This window comes from Streptomyces sp. TLI_55, assembly GCF_900206255.1.
Lineage (GTDB): Bacteria > Actinomycetota > Actinomycetes > Streptomycetales > Streptomycetaceae > Streptomyces > Streptomyces aquilus.
Genome location: NZ_OAOJ01000001.1, coordinates 8,435,333 through 8,455,164, shown reverse-complemented (window position 1 = coordinate 8,455,164; position 19,832 = coordinate 8,435,333). Strand labels below are relative to the sequence as shown.

14 protein-coding genes are annotated in these 19,832 nt (G+C 74.6%); 12 read left to right on the top strand and 2 right to left on the bottom strand.

Annotated elements, in window-relative coordinates; genetic code table 11:
* Positions 1–16: 16 nt before the first annotated feature.
* From CRP56_RS38710 to CRP56_RS38670, 9 genes are all read left to right on the top strand, one after another.
* Positions 17–508: a hypothetical protein gene (locus tag CRP56_RS38710; protein ID WP_097272151.1), complete on the top strand. Its 492-nt coding sequence runs from the start codon at positions 17–19 to the stop codon at positions 506–508.
* Positions 509–698: 190 nt separating this feature from the next.
* The gene (locus CRP56_RS38705; RefSeq protein ID WP_097272149.1) at positions 699–1,565 is read left to right on the top strand and encodes a DUF4132 domain-containing protein; all 867 of its coding nucleotides are present in this window, start codon (positions 699–701) and stop codon (positions 1,563–1,565) included.
* A complete protein-coding gene (locus CRP56_RS38700; RefSeq protein WP_179851223.1) occupies positions 1,562–6,469 on the top strand; it encodes a DNA-binding protein in 4,908 nt (1,635 codons plus the stop codon). The genes CRP56_RS38705 and CRP56_RS38700 overlap by 4 nt, the downstream gene beginning before the upstream one ends.
* Positions 6,470–6,543: 74 nt before the next feature.
* Positions 6,544–7,704, top strand: coding sequence for an ATP-binding protein (locus CRP56_RS38695; RefSeq protein ID WP_097272147.1), 1,161 nt, complete (start codon positions 6,544–6,546; stop codon positions 7,702–7,704).
* On the top strand, positions 7,701–11,222 hold the full coding sequence (locus CRP56_RS38690; RefSeq protein WP_097272145.1) for a vWA domain-containing protein: 3,522 nt from the start codon (positions 7,701–7,703) through the stop codon (positions 11,220–11,222). The genes CRP56_RS38695 and CRP56_RS38690 overlap by 4 nt, the downstream gene beginning before the upstream one ends.
* On the top strand, positions 11,219–13,072 hold the full coding sequence (locus CRP56_RS38685; RefSeq protein WP_097272142.1) for a hypothetical protein: 1,854 nt from the start codon (positions 11,219–11,221) through the stop codon (positions 13,070–13,072). Before CRP56_RS38690 ends, CRP56_RS38685 begins: the two co-directional genes overlap by 4 nt.
* 221 nt (positions 13,073–13,293) lie before the next feature.
* The gene (locus CRP56_RS38680; RefSeq protein WP_097272140.1) at positions 13,294–14,016 is read left to right on the top strand and encodes a nucleotidyltransferase family protein; all 723 of its coding nucleotides are present in this window, start codon (positions 13,294–13,296) and stop codon (positions 14,014–14,016) included.
* Positions 14,013–14,270: a BON domain-containing protein gene (locus tag CRP56_RS38675; protein ID WP_097272138.1), complete on the top strand. Its 258-nt coding sequence runs from the start codon at positions 14,013–14,015 to the stop codon at positions 14,268–14,270. Before CRP56_RS38680 ends, CRP56_RS38675 begins: the two co-directional genes overlap by 4 nt.
* Positions 14,267–15,013 (top strand): metallophosphoesterase family protein, encoded by a 747-nt coding sequence (locus tag CRP56_RS38670; protein ID WP_097272136.1) that lies wholly within the window; start codon positions 14,267–14,269, stop codon positions 15,011–15,013. Before CRP56_RS38675 ends, CRP56_RS38670 begins: the two co-directional genes overlap by 4 nt.
* Positions 15,014–15,022: 9 nt before the next feature.
* Here CRP56_RS38670 and CRP56_RS38665 read toward each other — a convergent pair whose 3' ends face one another.
* Together CRP56_RS38665 and CRP56_RS38660 are read right to left on the bottom strand one after the other, a co-directional pair.
* Positions 15,023–15,739 carry a YoaK family protein gene (locus CRP56_RS38665; RefSeq protein WP_179851222.1) on the bottom strand — a complete coding sequence of 239 codons (717 nt, stop codon included), beginning with the start codon at positions 15,737–15,739 and terminating at the stop codon, positions 15,023–15,025.
* Between the two features lie 57 nt (positions 15,740–15,796).
* On the bottom strand, positions 15,797–17,500 hold the full coding sequence (locus tag CRP56_RS38660; RefSeq protein ID WP_097272132.1) for an NAD-dependent malic enzyme: 1,704 nt from the start codon (positions 17,498–17,500) through the stop codon (positions 15,797–15,799).
* A gap of 120 nt (positions 17,501–17,620) precedes the next feature.
* On the opposite strand from CRP56_RS38660, the gene CRP56_RS38655 reads away from it, so the two are divergent.
* The 3 genes from CRP56_RS38655 (at position 17,621) to CRP56_RS38645 (ending at position 19,817) form a co-directional block, all read left to right on the top strand.
* Positions 17,621–18,550, top strand: a complete 930-nt coding sequence (locus CRP56_RS38655; RefSeq protein WP_097274889.1) for a LysR substrate-binding domain-containing protein — start codon at positions 17,621–17,623, stop codon at positions 18,548–18,550.
* A 92-nt stretch (positions 18,551–18,642) separates the two neighbouring features.
* Positions 18,643–19,287 (top strand): dihydrofolate reductase family protein, encoded by a 645-nt coding sequence (locus tag CRP56_RS38650; protein ID WP_097272130.1) that lies wholly within the window; start codon positions 18,643–18,645, stop codon positions 19,285–19,287.
* Between the two features lie 11 nt (positions 19,288–19,298).
* Positions 19,299–19,817 carry a mycothiol transferase gene (locus CRP56_RS38645; protein WP_097272128.1) on the top strand — a complete coding sequence of 173 codons (519 nt, stop codon included), beginning with the start codon at positions 19,299–19,301 and terminating at the stop codon, positions 19,815–19,817.
* Positions 19,818–19,832: the final 15 nt, after the last annotated feature.

The window sequence follows — 19,832 nt, the reverse complement described above, 5'->3', positions numbered from 1 at the left end:
TGTCAGGGTCGCTGCCGTGACCCTGATGAACGTGCTCGTCGACTTCGCCCGCACCGGCCGGATCGGGCCCCTGGAGTGCGGAATGCCCCTGACCGAGGCCGAGGAGCTGCTCGGTCCGGGGTGTCCGCACCCCGCCATCCGGTTGAGGGGGCCGGACATCGACGGCTACCCGTACACCTGGGGCTCCCTCGAGCTGACCGTCACCCGGCGGGCGGTGAGCGGCCTCGGCATCGACGCGTATCCCGGGTCGACCGTGCGGCTGCCCGAACTCGTCCTGCCCGACGCGGAGTCGTACGAGTCCACCATCGACCGCGAGCAGCTTCTGGCGGCGCTGGATGCCGCGGGCTGTGCACACCACCTCAACGACCGGCTCACCTTCGGCGAGCAGAGCAGCATCCTCACCCGGCCCGGCGACGTGTGCGCGGTTTTCGGCCTCCGCGACCGGAAGGACCAGGTGCCGCACCCGGGCCGCCACTATCTCCTGGTGATGCACAAGCACACGGCCTGACCTCGGTCAGGGCGCGCACCGCGCGCTCCGGTCCGCCTCCGCGCTCCACCGTCGAGGCCCCGGTCCCGGCCTGCGGGACCGATTGTCAGTGATCGCCGCTAACGTTCCACGCATCGTCGCACTGGCGCCGGGATGTCCCCGGTTGAACTGTGCTTTCTTCTTGCTGCGCTGATGCGGAAGGCGGGGACTCGTGGGTTGGCTCTCGGCGGGTGACGGGTATGAAGTCGCCCTGGTGGACGGGCGGGTGGCGGCGCGTGCCACCTCGGGCCGGGCGGCGGGGCGGCAGTTGAAGTCGCTGCCGCGCGCGCTGCGGGACCACCCGGAGGTGGACCGGCTGCGGCGGTTCGCCGAATGGCTGGATCGGCACGCCACGGCCTGCGTCGCACAGGTCGACTCCTGGATGGTGTCGTCGCTGCCCGTGCCCACCGGTCTGCTGGCCCGGGTGTGGCCGGACGAGGCCTGGCAGTCGGCGCTGCGGGACATCGCGGTGGTGGGCGACGACCCGGACGAGGTCGGGTTCCTGCGCGGCGCCACCGAGGACGGCGAACTGCGGGTGGTGAACCTGGACGGCGAGACGGTACGGCTGTCGCCGCGCACGGTCACGCTGCCGCACCCGGTGCTGCTGCCGGACCTGGAGGACATCCGGGAGTTCGCGGCGGAGCTGGGCATCGTGCAGCGTGTCGAGCAGATCCACCGGGCGACCTGGCAGCGGCCCGACGACCTCGATCCGAAGGCCACCGAGATACGCGAGTTCACCGGTGGCTCCTTCCGCTCCCGCTTCGCCCTCGCCGCGCGCGCCAGTTCGCTCGGCTACCGGGTCTCCGGGGGCTATTCCACGGCCCGGGTGCGGGACGGCGGGCGGACCGTCGAGGCCGCGGTGTGGATCGGGGAGCCGTACTGGGAGGACACGGTGGAGACCGGTGCCCTGACCTGGCAGGACCAGGACGGGCGGGCCCTGCCGCTGCGGGAGGTCGGGCCGGTGGCCTGGTCGGAGGGGATGCGGATGGCCGCGGCGCTGTACGCCGGGCGCGTGATCGAGGAGGGCAAGAGCGCATGAGCGGGGGGACGCAGGTGTCGTACGAGGAACTGCTGGCGGCGGGCGCGGTGTTGCCGCCCGACGTCGAGGGGGCGGGCGAGCGCGCGGTGCCGCTTACGGCGCGCAGCTACCGCCATCCCGGTCTGGACGACCGTGTGGTGGTGCGGCTGGTCGCCGGTGAGCTGGGCGCGGCCGAGGACCTGGCCGCCGGGTTCCTCGGCATGGAGCAGGACGCCGAGCCGGCCGTCGTGGGCCTCGGCCTGCGCCAGTCGCTGGGCTTCCCGGAGTGGGTGCTGGTGCACCACCCGGAGGACGGCCACCACGCCCTGGGGGTCGTGCCGGACCTGGAGCGGGCGGCCCGGCAGGCGAAGTCCCGGCCGAAGGCCGCGCTGGACGCCTATCTGGAGCTCGGCGGGCGGCTGGCGGCGTCGGTGCCGCACTTCCTGCCGACGTTCTACGAGCAGGCCGGCCGGGTGTTCCTCGCCGAGGAGAACGCCACCTATGCCGCCCAGTTGTTCACCCGCGCCCGCAAGGCCGAGGCGGAGCACGGGCTGACGGTGGAGGAGGAGCGCCTCGACGCGGTGTTCCTGGAGTTCGCGCTGGCCGGTGCGCTGCCGGTCAAGGTGCTGTCCGCGTACGGCAAGGAGCTCGCCGCGCGGGTGTCGGCGCAGGAGGCGCTGCGCCGCTTCACCCGGCTGTGTCTGCGCCGCACGGCGGGCGGGCTGCCGCCGTCCGCGCAGATGGCCACCGACCTCCGCAGGCTGGCGCGCGCCGCCGGTCAGGACACCGACCGTGCCGAGCAGGAGTATCTGGCCGAGTTGCTGGAACTTCCGGCGACGCTGCGGGCCGCGGCCGGCTGGTGGAAGGGCCACCGGGCCGCCCTGGTGGCGCTGGCCGAGCGTGAACGGCGGGTGCGGGGCGCCCTGTTGGACATGCTTCCCGCCGGTTCGGACGACGACCTGCCCGCGATGTGGCTGGAGGTGCTGGAGACCTCGGGCGCCACGGCCGGGCTGTGGGACGGCTCCCTGCCCGCCGAGGAACGGCCGAGTGACGGTACGGCGGGCTGGCTGGAGCGCTTCCTGACGTTCCGGGAGCGGGCCCGGTCCTGGCGCGGCTCCACCCGGATGCCGGAGCTGTACCCGCTGGTGGAGCGGGCAGCGGACCGGCTGCGCGGCGAACTCGCCGCGTCGGGGCGGGCGTTGAAGGTGCAGCAGGACATCGACCTGATCGACCTGCTGCTGTCGCTCGACGTGCCGGTGGCCGCGCCGGGCAAGGACGAGCATCTGCCCCTGCAGAGCTGGGCCGTCGGCGAGGGGCAGCGGGACCTGGTGCTGCTGGGCGCCGACTCCCGGTTCCGGGACGCCTTCCTGCGGGGCGCGGACCAGTTCCACAACCACGACCAGGCGCACCGCGCCATCCGTCTGCTGGCCGACTCCCCCGGTGGCCGGCCCTGGCTGGCGGAGTGGGTGAGTTCGGTCGTACGGTGCTTCAGCGCGGTGGGTCTGCCCGGTCTGCCGAACGCGCTGACCCGGCTGGGCTGGCTGCCCGCCGAGGCGCTGGCCCTCGCGGAGGACGACGTCCGCGCGGCGGTCGGCACCGACCTCGCACCGGTGCTGGCGCGCACCCTGCGCGCCGGGATCTTCGACGAACTCGGCTGGCCCGCCTGGGAGGAGGCGACCGCCGCCCTCGTGCCCAAGGACCGGGTGGAGGACGTCGTCGTCGCCGACGCCTGGCCCCACCTCGTGGTCGCGGGCAAGGCCCAGGCCCGGGTCATCGGCGTCGACGGCACGCTGCTCACCCACGACCTGCGGCTGCCCGCGAACGACGTGTCGGGCGACCCGGGCTTCCACCACGTCGACGGTGAACTCCTCGTCTACTGGAATTCCCGCAAGGACGGCCTGCGCGGCTACTGGCACTCCCGTGCCGACCGCGTCGAGTCCCTCAAGGGCCCCCACGGCACGCGCGGCACCGAGATGGACTGGTACCGGGGCGACTTCCCGATCACGCTGCCCCTGCCGGACGGCGGCCGGACCACCGGCCGCGGCGTCCTGCACGCCGGGGACACCACCCTGCCCGAGGAACGGCCGCTGCTCTTCGACGGCTCCTCCTACTGGGTGTGGCACGCGGACTCCGAGGACCGCGAGGCGCACGGCTGGTACGAGTACGACCCGGCCACGAACGAGCGCGGGCGCATGAGCAAGCCCGCGTTCCTCGCCGGCGCCCTGCGCGACGCGCCCGAGGGCAGCGAGTACGCGGGCGGACGGCTGCGGCCTTCCCTCACCGCCGGCACCACCCCGGCCTGCACGCCGGTCGCCGGACTGACGGGCCTGCGCCTGGTGAAGCTGCCCGACGGCTCCCATCGCGCCGAGGACCTCGCCGGACGCACCGTCACCGTGCCCGCGGAGGCGGGCCGTCCGACCGCGCTCGTGACGTTCCCCGGCGCCGAGCGGCCCAGTGTCGTCGTGCGCAACAACTGGCAGCTCGAAGTGGTCGACGCCGACGGGGTCGTCACGGCCTGGGGCAAGACCGACCGCACCCCGGGGGTCTTCGGCGAGGGCACGTTGCTGCTGCCGCCCGTGCAGTACTGGGACTGTCTGACGCCGCGTGACCCGGAGGGCTCGAAGGCGCTGCGGGGCGTCGACCGGGACACGGCCGCCGCGCTGCTGGCCGCCGCGGCGAGCGAGACCGAGGAGGCGCTGCCCGACGCGATCCGTGCGCTGCTGCCGGTCACCCACGAGGCGCTCGTGCGGGGCATCGCCGGTGTCGCCCGCTATGCCGCGGCGCAGCAGGCCGTGCTGGACGCGGCGGCGACCCGGCTCACCCGTGCCCTCGAAGGCGACCTGGAGGACGAGGGGCCGGCCGGCCCGGCGGACCGCCTGCTGGCGGACGCGATGAACGGCCTCGGGGTGTCCCGCCGGTACTGGTGGCACCGCGACGACGAGGCCGACACCGTCTTCCGTGCCCTGCGCGTCCTGGCCCGGGCCACCGGGCTCGCCGACACCGCCCTCCCCGACCGTCCCGACGTACAGCTGCACCTCGACGGCCACGCGCTGCCGAGCGGCGACCCGGACCTGGAGACCGTCCTCGACCGGGCCATCGCCCTCGCCTACCGGGCGGCCTCCGGCACCACCTCCGGGGAACATCGCGAGGTACTGCGCACGCTGCTGGGCGAGTTGGACCGGCTCGGGCTGGTACCGGCCGCGTCCGCTCACTGGCGCAAGGTCGGTCTGCACCTGGAGGCGGCCCCGCTGCGCACCCCGGGCGGCGACTGGCGCGAGGGCGTGTGGAACGGCGTGCTCCCGCTGGCCGACGGTGCCTTCGTCGCCGTGACCGGACGCCGGGCGCTCGGCGACGACGGCTGCACCTTCACGGGCTACTTCCACGACCCGGCCGGACGCTTCGAGACACCGCGGCCCTACCAGGCGGTGTCGTCGGAGCCGCTGGGCGAGGAGGCGGCCACGGGACGCGTCGGCGCCTTCCTGGCAGAGCTGGCGGAGCGTGGTCCGGCGCCCTGGTTCCCGGAGGCCGCCGAGGAGTTCGCGCGGCTGACCGGCGTGACCGACACCATGGCCCGGCTGATCGTGGCCGGCCTGCCGGGGATCGACGTCTACGAGCGGAGCTTCCTGAGCGCCGAGGCGCGCACGCTCCTCGGGGTGAAGGTCGCCCCGGCCGCGGTGGCCAAGGACGAACTGAGCGGCGTCGACGGTGCCGTACGGGCCGCCGTCGTGGGCGCGTTGCTGCCCGCCGAGCCCGCCCGCCTGTGGACCGACGGCCCGGACGTGGCCGCTGCCGCCGCCGTGTGGAACGCCGAGGTCGGCAAGCGGGTCGCCGTCCCCGAGGCGTTGCTCAGCGACGCGGTCCGCGCCTTCCGGTACTCGACCTGGCCGGTGCGGGACGCGCTGCCCGCGCTGCTGGATCCGGCCGGTTCCCCGCAGCTGAGCCGGGACCTGGAGTGGGCGGTCAGCGGCGACCGGGTCCGGCCCGTCGGCGACGACACGGACGGCTTCACGGCGGGGACCCTGACCGGTTCGGTCGGCCTCGTCGCCTGGCTCGCCCACCGGCTGCCCGCCGGCGACCCGGTCCGCGCCGCCCTGCCACCGGCGCTGACCGCGGTGCGGGAACGGCTGGCCCACCCCGGACTCATGCTCGACCTGGGGCGCTACATCAGCCTCCCGGACTTCCGGAAGACCGCCGGTGCCCCCACCGAGGTCGGCCAGGGCTTCGAGCGGTACGGCGCCGTCGTCCTCTCCACCCACGACGACCAGCCCGCCCCGGGCCTGCGGGTCGCCCTGCTCGACGAGGCCGGGCAGGACCCCTACCTGCCCGCGGTCCGCGTCGACGACCAGCGGCCCTACGCCGCCGAAGCGGCTCTGCGCCTCGTGCGCGACCAGCGGTTCGCGGCCCTGCTCGCCGACCCCGGCGCGCCGATCGCGGGCGACCGGGACAAGGACGGCACCTGGTGGCCGCAGGACCCGAGCCGCTCGGTTCCCGACCTGGTCACGGAGGCCGCCAAGGAGTACGGCCTGGGCGAGGACGCCGCCGCGCTCTATCTGATGCTGCTCGCGATGCCCGACCCGACCGACCGCATGACGGCCCGGTGGACGGGCTGGAAGCCGGCCCGGCTCAAGGCCGCCCGCGCCGAACTCGCCGCCGGCGACCTCGTCGTCGAGGCCACCCGGACCCGGGCCGGACGCTCGCTGTTCCTGCCGGGTGGCTGGGTCGAGCAGTCCGCGCCGCGCGCTCCGCTGGAGCGCTGGAAGCTGCCCCTGTTCGGCGAAGTCACCGACGAGCACGTGCCGTTCGGTGTGATCGTGCCGCTCGAACCGGCCGCGGACCTCTACCGCCGGGCGTGGCAGCGCGTCCAGGACGGTGACGCTCCCCGGTTCGAGGAGCTGAAGAAGGCGCGGCGGGGACGCCGCCGCTGACGCGCCGCCCGGGGCGCCGCTCACCGGCGGCGCCCCCTCACCCACGCAGATCTACCTCCCGAGCAAGGACCTCCATGACCCTGACCGACACGGCGACGGCCCTCCCGCCCCGGCAGACCCTGCCCGCCGAAGAACGCTTCGCCACCGAACTCGCCTTCCTCGCGGCCCATGACGACGGTCCCCGCCCGCCCGGCTGGCTGCTGACGCCCCGCGCGGTGATCACCTTCGTCTGCGGCAGCGGCGGCGAGGCCCTCAAACTGCCCGGGGCCCACGCGGGGCTGCCGGACGAACTGGTCGTCGCCCCCAAGTTCGTCGGCGAACGCGCCCTGGTGGAGCGGTGCGTGGTCACCCTCGCCGGAGAGCGCGGCCTGCTCCTCGTCGGCGAACCCGGCACCGCCAAGTCGATGCTGTCCGAACTGCTGTCGGCCGCCGTCAGCGGCACCAGCGCGCTCACCGTGCAGGGCACCGCGGGCACCACCGAGGACGCCCTGCGCTACGGCTGGAACTACGCCCTGCTCCTCGCCCAGGGCCCCACCCCGCAGGCGCTCGTGGACTCGCCCGTGCTCGCCGCGATGCGCGCCGGGCAGGTGGCCCGGGTCGAGGAGATCACCCGCTGTCTGCCCGAGGTCCAGGACGCACTGGTGTCGATCCTGTCCGACCGGCGGATGAGCGTGCCCGAGCTGTCCGGCACCGCGGACGCCCAGGTCGCCGCCGCTCCCGGGTTCACCGTCATCGCCACCGCCAACCTCCGCGACCGCGGGGTGTCGGAGATGTCCGCCGCCCTCAAGCGCCGCTTCAACTTCGAGACCGTGCACCCGATCGCCGACGTCGAGGCCGAGACCGCTCTCGTCAAGCGGCAGGCCACGGCCGCCGTCGAACGGGCGGGCGCCGCCTTCGGCGTCGACGACGCGGTGCTCGACGTCCTCGTCACCGTCTTCCGCGACCTGCGGGCCGGCCGCTCGGCCGAGGGCTGGGACGTGGAGCGCCCCGGCACGGTGATGTCCACCGCCGAGGCAGTACAGGTCGCCGCCTCCCTGGGGGTCGCCGCCGCCTATCTGCCCGGCGGTGACTCCCTCGACCTGGTCCCCGGCCATCTGCTGGGCGTGGTCCGCAAGGACGACCCGGCCGACCACGCGCGACTCCTCGGCTACTGGGACGGCCCCGTGCGCCGCCGCGCCGAGGACGGCTCGGCGACCTGGCGTCGCCTCTGGGACCTGCGGGAGAACCTTCGGTGACGCTCGTTCAGGAACCGAGGGCGGCCCTCACCGCCCTCGCCGACTCGACCGTGCCGTACCTGCTGGGGGTACGGCACCACAGCCCGGCGCTCGCCGCCGCGGTGCCCGCCCTGCTGGACGCCTCCGGCGCCGAGGTCGTGTGCGTGGAGCTGCCCGCCGACTTCCAGCCGTGGCTGACCCATCTCGGCGCGCCGGGCACCGTCGCCCCGGTCGCGCTGGCCGGGGCCGGTGAGGGCGGGCGGCTCGGCTTCTACCCGTTCGCCGACTTCTCGCCCGAACTCGCCGCGATCCGCTGGGCCCGGGAGCACGGGGCGGAGGTCGTGTGCTGCGACCTGCCCATGTCGGACCCGCGGTGGGCCGGCCTACCGGCCGGTGACCTGGTCACCTCGGCCGACCGGACGCCCACGGCGTTCGCGGCGGCGCTCACCGCGGCCGGTACGGGCCGCGACGGCGACGACATGTGGGACCGCAGCGTGGAGGTGCTCGCGCCGGGCTGCACCCCCGAGGCCGTCCGCCGCGCCGCCCTGTCCGTCGGCTGGGCCCTGCGCCGCGACGCCGAGTCCGCGGGCGGGGTGCCCGCGGTGGACCTGGCGCGCGAGACGTACATGCGCGAGACGATCACCCGCGCCGCGACCGACGGACGCCGGGTCGCGGCCGTCGTCGGCGCCTTCCACGCACCGGCGTTGACCGAAGGTGCCGACACAGGAGGCGCGCCGCCCTCCGGCGAGGAACTCCCCGCCGTCGTCACCTCCCTCGTCCCGTACGCCTTCGACCTGCTGGACTCCCGTTCCGGATACCCGGCCGGCATCCGCGACCCGCGCTGGCAGCAGTCGGTGTTCCTGGCCGCGGGCGATCCCGAGCGGCTGTACGAGGCCGCCGCCCGTGCGATCACCGACGTGTGCCGTGAGTTGCGCGCGGGCGGGCATGTCGCCGGCACCGGTGAGGCCAGGGAGACCCTGCGGGTGGCGGGTGACCTGGCCCGGCTGCGGGGGCTTGCCGCACCCGGGCGCGGCGAGGTGCTGGAGGCACTGACGACGGTGATGGGCCAGGGCGAGCCCCTGGGCCGCGGCCGGGCGCTCGCCAAGGCACTGGAGACGGTGCTGGTCGGCACCGACCGGGGCCGGGTCGCCCCGGGTACGCCCCGCTCCGGGCTCGGCCCGTCCGTCGAGGCCGAACTCGCCGCACTGCGCCTTCCCGGCCCCGACGACCCCACCGCGCGCGAGCTGCGGCTCGACCCACTGCGCTCGGCCCTGGACGGCCGCCGCGAGATCCTCCTCCAGCGACTCGCCGTCTGCGGCGCCGGATACGGCGAACCGGTCCAGGTGTCCGGCACGGGCGACGCGTCCGCGCTCACCACCCGGTGGCGGCTGTCGTGGACCCCCGCCGTGCCCGTCCGGCTGGACCTGGCCGGCATCCGCGGCGTCACCGCGGCGCGCGCCGCCGAGGGCACCCTGCGCGAGAACTTCCGCAGGGAGTCGGCGGAGGGCGGCCCCACCAGCGCCCTCGTGCTCACGGGACTGCGCGACGCCGCCCGCTGCGACCTGCCCTCGCTGGTCGCGGAGCGCCTGGCGGACGCCGCCGAGGTCCTCCCCACCTGTGCCACCCTCCCCGAACTCCTCGCCGCCCTCGACCTGTTGGAGGCACTGCGGCGCGGTCACCTGCCCGGCACCACACCCGAGGGCCGGCGGACGGCGGCCGAACTCGCCGCCGAACTCCTGGAGTCGGCGGTACGGTCCCTGCCGGGCCTGGCGGGCAGCGACGACCCCGAGGAGACGGGCGCCCTCATCGCCCTCGCCTCCCGGGCCGGCGAACACCGCCTCGGACTGCGCATGGACGACGCCCTGAGCGACCTCGCGCGCACCGGTTCCCCGCTCGTCCAGGGAGCCGCCCTCGCCGCCCGCGTCCTGCTCGACCTCGACGACGCGGACACGCTCGGCTCCCGCGCCGCGGGCTGGATCGACACCGCCACCGGCCCTGACCAGCGGCATGCGCTCAGCCGCCGGCTCACCGGCCTGCTCGGCGGAGCCGCTCCGCTGCTGCAGTCGGCGCCGACCGCGCTCGACTCTCTGCTCGACCGGATCGACGCACTCACCGACCAGGGCTTCCTCGACCGACTGCCCGCCCTGCGCGGTGGGTTCGACACCCTCAGCCCGGCCGGCCGCGACCGGCTCCTCGACACGGTCACCGAGCGCCTGGGCGACCGTCTCGACCTCGCGCTCGGCGCCTCGCCCCACCTGCTCGCGCTGTGGACGGCCGCCGACGCGGCGGGCCGGGCGGCGGTCGAGTCACTGCGCCCACCGCTGGGCATGTGCCTGCCCGCGGCCCAGGACACACCGGCGCCGAAGGCTCCCGACACCCCGCCCCCACCTCCCTCCGAGGAACACCCCGCCTCAGCTCTCCACCTCACTCCCACCGACCGCTGGCGCCTCCTCCTCGGCCGGGAGAACGAGAAGCTCCCGCAGAACGCCCACCGTTACGCCCACGCGCTCGACGAGCTGTACGGCACCGGCCGCGGTGAGGGCTCCGCCGACCTGGGCCGTGCGGGCGGGCAGGCCGGCGGCCAGGACGCGTCCTTCCCTACCGCCCGCGAGTGGGCCGAGGAACTCGACGCGCTGTTCGGCGCCGACGTCCGCGAGGAGGTCCTCGCCCGGGCCGCCGACCAGGGCCGCGCGGACGTACTCACCGAGCTCGACCCGAAGGCCGTCCGCCCCTCTGTCGACCTGCTGACGTCCGTGCTGAACCTGGCCGGCGGGATGCCCGAGCAGCAACTGGCCCGGCTGCGCCCGCTGGTGCGCCGCCTGGTCGACGAACTGGCCAAGGAGCTGGCCACCAAGCTGCGCCCGGCACTCACCGGCCTGGCCACACCCCGTCCGACGCGCCGTCCGGGCGGCCGCATCGACCTGCCGCGGACCCTGCGGGCGAACCTGGCCCACACCCGCAGGACCGAGGACGGCCGCACCCTGGTCGTCCCGGAGCGGCCGGTGTTCAGCACCCGGTCCCGCAGGGAGGCGGACTGGCGGCTGGTCCTGGTGGTCGACGTGTCCGGGTCGATGGAGGCGTCGGTCGTCTGGTCTGCGCTGACCGCGGCCGTCCTCGGCGGAGTGCCCACGCTCAGTACGCACTTCCTCGCCTTCTCCACGGAGGTGATCGACCTGACGGACCGCGTCGACGACCCGCTGTCGCTGCTGCTGGAGGTCCGGGTCGGCGGCGGCACGCACATCGCGGCGGGTCTGGCACACGCCCGGTCCCTGGTGACCGTCCCGAGCCGGACGCTCGTGGTGGTGGTGAGCGACTTCGAGGAGGGGTATCCGCTCGGCGGACTCCTCGGCGAGGTACGCGCCCTCGCGAGCTCCGGGGTGCATCTGATGGGCTGCGCCGCCCTGGACGACACCGGCGCCCCCCGCTACTCGGTCCCCGTGGCCCAGCAGCTGGTCGCGGCCGGGATGCCGGTCGCCGCCCTCAGTCCCATGGCCCTCGCCCGCTGGGTGGGGGACCGTCTCCGCGGAGAGGCCCGATGAACGCCGAACTTCCTCCCGTGGCGCCCGAGGTGGTCGCCGCCGCCGTGGAGCAGCTGACGTCCCGGCTGCGCAAGAAGCTGGACGCCACGATCGAGACGTACGCGACGCTGCCCGTCACCGTCGACGGCGACGTACGGCGGGTGCGATGCGGTGAGGACGCCGAGGTCACACTCACGCCCGGGCCGTCCGGCGCGGTGACGGACGCCGGTCAGGCGGAGTGCAGCTGTCTGCTCGCGCCCCGGTGCCTGCATCGCACGGCGGTGCTGGGCGCCGCTCCCGTGGCCGACGCGGACACGGCCGTCGAGACGCCGGTTCCCCCGCCGCAGGGCACGCCCGATGACGCGCCGGAGCCGGCGACTTCGGGGCAGGACGTGGACGCCGGGCCGACCCCCGCGCAGGTGGCCGCCGCGGCCGGGCTGTGGGGAGCGGCGGCCGCGCTGCTGGCGGCCGGGGTGCCGGGCGCGGGTGCCGTACCGCAGGCGGAGCTGCTGCGGGCGGCGCACACCGCCCGGCTCGCCGGGCTGCACCGGCCGGAGGCGGCGGCCCTCCGGGTGGTACGTGCCGTACGCGCCGCCCGTGCCCGGCACGACGGTCATCGGCTGGCCGACCTGGTGGCGGCGCTGCGGGAACTGCTCCTCACCAGCGGCCTGTTGGCCGCATCCGACCCGGACCCGGCCCTGGTCGGCACCGCGCGGCGCGGCTACCGGCCGGGCGGTGGTCTGCGGGTCCACGGCGTGTGCCGGGAGCCGGTGATCTCGGCCACCGGCTACGGCGGGGTCGTCACCCATGTCCTCTCCGACGACGGGCGTTGGTTCTCGGTGGCCGACGTCAAGCCCGGCGGACCCGCCCGGGCGCGGGGTGCCGCGACGGCCACCGTGGCGCTCGGGTCCGGCAGCGTGGATCACGCCCAGTTGTCCCGGGGCGGGCTGCTGATCTCGGGTGCGACGCTGTCACCGGACGGTCGTCTGGGCGCCGGCAAGGGGGTGCGGGCGACCCCGGTGCCGGGACTGTCCTGGACGTCGGGCCCCCTCGCCGGCCTGTTCTCCCGCCCCTTGGCCGAGGCCGCCGCGGCACGGCTCGCGGTCGGCGCGGCGAGCGACCCGGAGCGGTCGGGGCAGGGCGCCGAGGAGCTGATCGGCTGTGCCGTCATCGTCGTAGGAGCGCACGAGGACCACCTGTTCGTACGGGAGTTGGCGCCCGACGGGACGGACGGGGAGGGCCTGCTGTTCCGGCTGGTGCCGGCCAATGGCCACCCGGGGCTGGCGCACGCGGCCAACTTCCGCAGACTGGCCGCGCGGCCGGGGCTGCGGTTGCGTGTGGTGGGGCGCCTCGATCCCGACCGGGCCGCGACGCTCCGGCCGCTCGCGGTCGGACCGCTGCCGGACGGCGCGGCGACCCTGCGGCTGCCGGCGGAGTGGGCGGGGCACGCCGATCTGGGCTACGACCGCCTGGAAGGCGCGCATTTCCCGCCCGCCGAGGATCTGCCGGCCGTGACCGGGGTGTCCGCGCTGCCGCCGGACCCGGTGGCCGAGGCCCCGCTGTGGCGGCTGCGGCGCCTGGTGGAGGTGGCGGTGTCCGGGGGCCGGCGCGCCGCCGCCGAGCCCGCTCGTGACGGCGATCGGGCCGCGGGGGCCGCGGCCCTGCGGCGCAGTGGCTTCCGGACGGCCGCGGACCTGGCGGAGGCGCTGGCCGCGGAGGCCGACCGCCGCGGCCGCGATGTGTTCGGGCGGACCCGGCAGGCCGACCCGGACGGGTACGCGCGGGCGTGGCTCGCCGCGGCCGTCTGTCTGTCCGGCACGGAACGGGCCCTGATCGAGGCGACCTGGCGGCCGCGGGCCGTGCTGGCGTGATCACGCGGCCGCCGTGGTCCCCTGCGATGCTCCCGGTCGTGTCACCGGCCGTCGACAGGGGTATCCGGCGGGTCGATCCCGTGAGCCATGACCAGTACGGCACGTCCGGCATCTCGGTACAGCGACGCGTCCGTGTCACGGACCGTACGCCGGGTACTCGGGGCGCTCTGGCGATGAAAGGTCAGCTCTGGCGATGGAAGGTCAGTGAAGAAGGGGCAGTGATGACGCAGCACGGCGACGAGACGGCCGGTCGGCGTAGCGACGTGGCCGAACTGCACCTCGCCTCGGAGGAACCGGAACCCCTCCTCCACGGCGGCGCACTCGCGCACGACTCCCTCACCGACGACGCCGACCCGGAGGAGCTCCCGGTCGACCGCAACCAGGCCATCCTGCGGGCCGCGAAGCGGACCGGGGCGCTGCTGAAGCAGACGGGACATCCGTTCGCCCTCGCCGGCAGCGTCGCCGTGTACGCGCACGGCGGCACCCAGAACCTCCAGCACGACGTCGACTTCTGCATCCGCCCCGAGGACGCCGAAGCCGTCGCGGAGGCCCTGCGGGCAGCCGGTCTGCCGGTGCGCAGGCCGCCCGAGGACTGGCTGCTGAAGGCCACCTGTCTCGGCCAGCAGGTCGACCTCATCTTCGAACTGGCCCACCAGCCCGTCACCACGGAGCTGCTGGGGCGGGCCCAGAACCTGTCGGTGGACTCGGTGCACATGCCGGTCCTGGCGCCGACCGACCTCATGCGCAGCCTCATGGCAGCCTTCTCCGAACACCACTGCGACTTCGGTGCGGTGCTGCCGATCGCCCGCACCCTGCGCGAGAAGATCGACTGGGACGACGTACGCCGCACCTGTGCGGGCACCCCGATGCCCGACGCCTTCCTCTACTTCCTGGAACGGCTGGACGTCATCCCACCCCAGCCGCGCGAAGAGGTGCCGCGATGACCGATCCCGCCGGGAACATCGAGTACCGCGTCGCCCATCTCCGCGAGCGGCTCGCCGCCGAGGAGCTCGGCGAACTGGGCGTAGGCGTGGAGGTGCGCGGTCAGACGGTCGTCATCACCGGCACGGTCCCTTCGGCCGAGTGCCGGGACATCCTGCTGCGCACCGCCCGCGAGGAGCTGGCCGAACTCGCCGTCCACAGCGATGTCGTGGTCGCCGAGAACACCTCACCCGATCATGCGGAGGAACTGCCGTGATCCGCGTCGCCGCCGTCGGTGACATCCACATGGGCGCCGAGAGCCAGGGGCTGCTGCGGCCCGCGTTCGACACCCTGCCGGACTGCGCCGACCTGCTCCTGCTCGCCGGGGACCTCACCCGGCACGGCACGCCCGAGGAGGCCCGTGTCGTGGCTCGGGAAGTACAGGGGCTGGCGGTGCCGGTGGTGGCCGTACTCGGCAACCACGACCACCATGACGACCAGCCCGAGAAGGTCACCGGCATTCTCCAGGACGCCGATGTGACCGTCCTGGAGGGACAGTCCACCGTCCTGGACTGCGCGGGTACGCGCGTCGGCGTGGCCGGGACCAAGGGGTTCGGCGGCGGATTCGTGGGGCGCAGCGCGGGCGAGTTCGGGGAACCGCTGATGAAGGAGTTCGTCCGCTACTCCCGGCGCTGCGCCGACGGCCTGCGCGAGGCGCTCGAAGAGCTGCGGGAGCGGGACTGCGAGGCACGGATCGCGCTCACCCACTTCTCCCCCGTGGCCGACACCCTCGCCGGTGAGCCCCTGGAGATCTACCCCTTCCTCGGCAGCTACCTCCTGGCCGAGGCGATCGACACCGGCGGCGCCGACCTCGCCGTCCACGGCCACGCCCACCGGGGCACCGAGCACGGGATGACGGCCGGTGGCGTACGGGTCCGTAACGTCGCCCAGCCGGTGATCCGCCGGGCGTTCAACGTGTACCAGCTGCACACCGCGGACGAGGGGGCGGCACGGGTGTAGCCCGGGCCCTCACCGCGCGGCCGACCGTCGCAGGGCCGCAGGCCTCGCCGACATGGACAGCGCGACCAACGCCGTCCCCACCGCCTCCGCGACCAGCGTCCCCTGCGTGCCGACCAGGCGGACACTCAGCGCCCCGAGTCCCGCCCCGGCCAGCAGCGTGAGGACGCTCAAGGTGCGCCGGAGGTCGCCGTGCGCCGTGCGTTCCGCCGCGCGGCTGCCGATGAGGCCGGTCAGGGTGCCGGTCATGACCGTGGTCGTCAGCTCCGGTACGCCCACGCGCCGGACGGCCGCGTTCTGCAGGCCGAGCGCCACGGCACAGAGGAGCACCTGCAAGGAGCGGTCGCCGTCGGCCGTCGCGGCGAGGGCGAGGAGGAGGGACTCCGACGCCGCGCACAGGGCAAGCAACGTACGGGAGTTGACGCGGTGCGGTGGCACCGCGCGGATCAGCAGCGCACCGCCGACGAAGCCGCCGAGGGCGGTCAGGGGTGCCGTCGCCGGGTGCCCCGGCGCGCCGCTCAGCGCCAGGCCGACGAGGACGACGTTGCCGGTCATGTTGGCCACGAACACATGGCCGAGGCCGAGCAGGCTCACGGCGTCGATCACTCCGCTGAGGAGGGTGAGCACCAGCAGCGGTATCGGGAGCCAGTCGTGCCGGGGGTCGGCGATGAGGGCGGTGCGCAGGAGGGGCGCGGGGCGGTCGGCCTCCGTCTGGGTACGGCAGTTCATGTGGTCGTCCGTCTCCGAGCTTCGCCATCGCTTCTCGGACAGCTTCGCCATCGCGTCTCAGACCGCGGTCACCGGGCGGTACACCGGCTCCCACATGGCCTCGCGGACCCGTTCCTCGATCGTGGCGTCGATCGTCGTACGCGCGACTCCGTCCTCGGCCGCCGCTCGGGCCACGGCGACGGCCACGGCGGTGGAGGTGCGGCGCAGTTCGTTCGTGAGCGGCAGGATGGCCGCCCCGGGTGCGGTGGGGTCGACCTGGGCCGCGACGGCGTGCGCCGCGGCGGCGAGCATGCCGTCGGTGACGCGGGTGGCGCGGGCGACGACGGTGCCCAGGCCGAGGCCGGGGAAGACCAGCGCGTTGTTGGCCTGGCCGATCAGGTGGGTGATCCCGTCCCGGGTGACCGGTTCGAAGGGGCTGCCGGTGGCGACCAGGGCGCGGCCGTCGGTCCAGTCGAGCAGCTCGGCGGGGACGGCTTCGGCGAGCCGGGTCGGGTTGGACATCGGCAGGATGATCGGGCGGTCGGTGTGCGCGGCCATGGCACGGACGACGGTCTCGGTGAAGGCGCCGCCCTGGCCCGAGGTGCCGATCAGGATGGTGGGACGGACCCTGCGGACCACCTCCTCCAGCGGGATGCCGCCGAGCTTGTCGTCCCGCTGCCAGTCGGCGACCTCGTCGGCGGGGCGGGCGTAAGGCTGCTGGAAGTCGCGCAGACCGTCCTGGTCCTGGGTGAGCAGCCCGTACCGGTCGACGGCCCAGAAGCGGCGGGTGGCGTCCTCGTGGCCGAGGCCGTCCGCGGCCAGGGCGTCCCGGAGCTGGTCGGCGACGCCGATCCCGGCCGTGCCCGCGCCGAAGACGACGACGCGGTGCTCGCGCAGCGGCAGCCCGCTGGCCCGGACGCCGGAGAGGACGGCGGCGAGGTTGACCGCGCCGGTGCCCTGGATGTCGTCGTTGAAGACGAACCGCTCGTGGCGGTAACGGTCGAGGATGCGGCGGGCGTTGGCCGGTCCGAAGTCCTCGAAGTGCAGCAGCGCGTCGGGGAAGAGCCGGCTCACGGTGGTGACGTAGGCGTCGATGAAGGCGTCGTAGGTCTCGGTGTCCACGCGGGGGTGGCGGTTGCCCAGGTAGAGCGGGTCGTCGAGGAGCTGCTCGCGGTTGGTGCCGACGTCGAGGACGACGGCCAGGGTGCGGGCCGGGTCGATGCCGGCGGCGGCCGTGTAGACGGCGAGCTTGCCGACCGAGATGTCGATGCCGCCCACGCCCCAGTCGCCGATGCCGAGGATGGCCTCGCCGTCCGTCGCCACGACCAGGTCGACGTCGGCGGCCGTGAGCTCGGAGGCGCGCAGTGCGCGTTCGATGTCCTCGGGGGCGTCGACGGAGAGGTAGATGCCGCGCGGGCGCCGGTACTCGTTGCTGTACCGCTCGATGGCGGTGCCGACGGTCGGGGTGTACACGATGGGCAGCATCTCGGAGAGGTGGTCGCTGACCAGCCGGTAGAAGAGGACCTCGTTCCGGTCGTGCAGGGCGGTCAGGTACACGTTCTTGGCCAGGTCGCTGGGTTGCGCGGTGTACTGCCCGTAGGCGCGGTCGGCCTGCTGGTCCAGGGGCAGCACGCGGGGCGGGATGAGACCGTCGAGGCCGAGGGCACGCCGTTCGGGCGCGGTGAAGGCCGTGCCGCGGTTCAGCCGGGGGTCGGCGAGGACGGCCCGGCCGCGGGCCGATGTCTCGAAGCCTCGGGTCTGCGGGTTCCACCGGGTGTTCATCGTCGTTCTCCCTGAAGGGGCGGGTCGGGGCTCACGGTCGGGTTCCATCGTCGTCTTGCCGTATTCAATGCGTCCAATGCCTGGATACGTCCGAATGCATGCACCTCTAGCATGGGTTCCATGGACGTGCAGGTACTGCGGTCGTTCCGGACCGTGGCCGAGGGGGCGACCGTGACGCAGGCCGCCGCGGAGGCGCATCTGACCCAGCCGGCCCTGTCCCGGGCCCTCAGGCGGCTGGAGCGCGAGGTCGGCGCCGAGCTGTTCCAGCAGGTGGGCCGGGTACTGCGGCTGACGCCGGCGGGGCAGGTGTTCAAGGAGCACGTGGACGCCGTACTGGACCGGCTCGACCAGGGGCTGCGGGCGGTGCGGGAGACGGTGTCCCCGGAGTCGGGCCTGATCCCGCTCGCGTTCCTGCACTCGCTGGGCACCTGGCTGCTGCCGTCGCTGATCACCGGCTACCGGGAGCGGTTCCCCCTCGCCCGTTTCGAACTGCGCCAGGGCAGCGAGGCCGTCCTCCTCCAGGCGCTGCTGGACGGCACCGCCGACCTGCTGCTCACCGCCGAGGACCCCGGCCATCCGCTGGTGACCTGGCGGCGTCTGCTGGTGGAGCCGCTGTGGCTGGCGGTGCCGCCGGGGCACCGGCTGGCCCAGCGCCGGCGGGCGCGGCTGGCCGAGGTCGCCGACGAGCCGTTCATCATGCTCCGGCACGAGCAGGGCCTGCGGGCCGTCACCGAGGCGCTGTGCCGAAGGTCCGGCTTCACTCCGCGGGCCGGCTTCGAGGGCGACGAGGTGGCCACGCTGCGCGGCCTGGTCGCGGCGGGCCTGGGCGTCTCGCTCCTGCCCCGCCCGCACTCCGCAGCCCCCGCCGGCCGCCGCGCCCCGCGCTACCTCCAGGTCACCGACGTGGAGACCACCCGCGACATCGGCATCGCCTGGCTGACCTCCCGCACCCTGCCGGTCAACTCCCGGCGCTTCATCGACCACGCCCTGGACCACGCGGCGGCGGTCGCGGAGCAGGAGCACGTGCACGTGGCCGCGCAGGAGCAGTGAACGCCCCTTCTCCCAACAGATCGCGAAATCGGCGATGAGTTTCGGCGGCGGGCCGAGTCTCACCATCGTCGTCGCCGCCTCAGGAGGAACACATGGCACAGCTACTGCGCGTACAGAACTTCATGGTCTCGAGTGACGGCGTCGCCGCCGGTGAGCACCAGAGCCTGGAGAACCCGTTCGGCCTCGACGGGGCCGAGCGGCTGTTCTCCTGGGCCGGTGCCACGGCCAGCTGGCCCAACCGCACCGACCCCGGTGGCACCCGCGGCCTGGACGATTACTTCACCCGGGATTTCAAGCACAACATCGGCGCCGAGATCATGGGCCGCAACAAGTTCGGACCGCAGCGCGGCCCCTGGGAGGACCACCAGTGGCGCGGCTGGTGGGGCGAGGAACCGCCGTTCCACACCCCGGTGTTCGTGCTGACCCACCACTCCCGCCCGTCGATCACTCTCTCCGACACCACGTTCCACTTCGTGGACGCCGACCCGGCCACCGCGCTGGAGCTGGCGCGGGAAGCGGCGCAGGGCAAGGACGTCCGGCTCGGCGGCGGGGTCACCACCGTCCGCGAGTTCCTCGACGCCGACCTCGTCGACACCCTCCATGTGGCGGTCGCGCCGGTGAAGTTCGGGACCGGGCTGCGGCTGTGGGACTCCCCGGACGACCTGCGCGACCGCTTCCATCTGGAGGTCGTGCCCAGCCCGAGCGGCGTGACCCACCACCTGCTCTGGCGCAAGTGACGAGCCCGCCGATGCCGCCACCCGTTCAGGACAGTGAAGTCAGCGCCCTGCTCAGGGTGTTGGACTCCCAGCGACGTCATGTGCTCGGCGTCCTCGACGGCCTGGACGCGGCCGCCGAGGACGCGCTACGACGGCCCGTGCTGCCCTCGGGATGGCACTGCCTGGGGATGGTCCAGCATCTCGCGCTGGACGTCGAGCGCTTCTGGTTCCGGGCCGTCGTCGCCGGGGACGAGGAGGTGATCCGCACTCTGCCGAGCGGCGACGAGGCCTGGCGGGTGGCCCCCGGTGTACCGGCGGCCGCCGTGCTGGACGGCTACCGGCGGGAGGCGGAGCTCGCCGACGCGGTCATCGCCGCCACCCCCGCCGGTGCCGCCCTGGCCTGGTGGCCGCATGACCTGTTCGGCGAGCCGCACCTCCACACCCTGCGGGACGTGCTGCTGCACGTCATCACCGAGACCGCGTGCCACGCCGGACATCTCGACGCGGCCCGCGAACTCATCGACGGCCGCCGCTGGTTGGTCCTGACCTAGGGCGGCCCTGCGGCG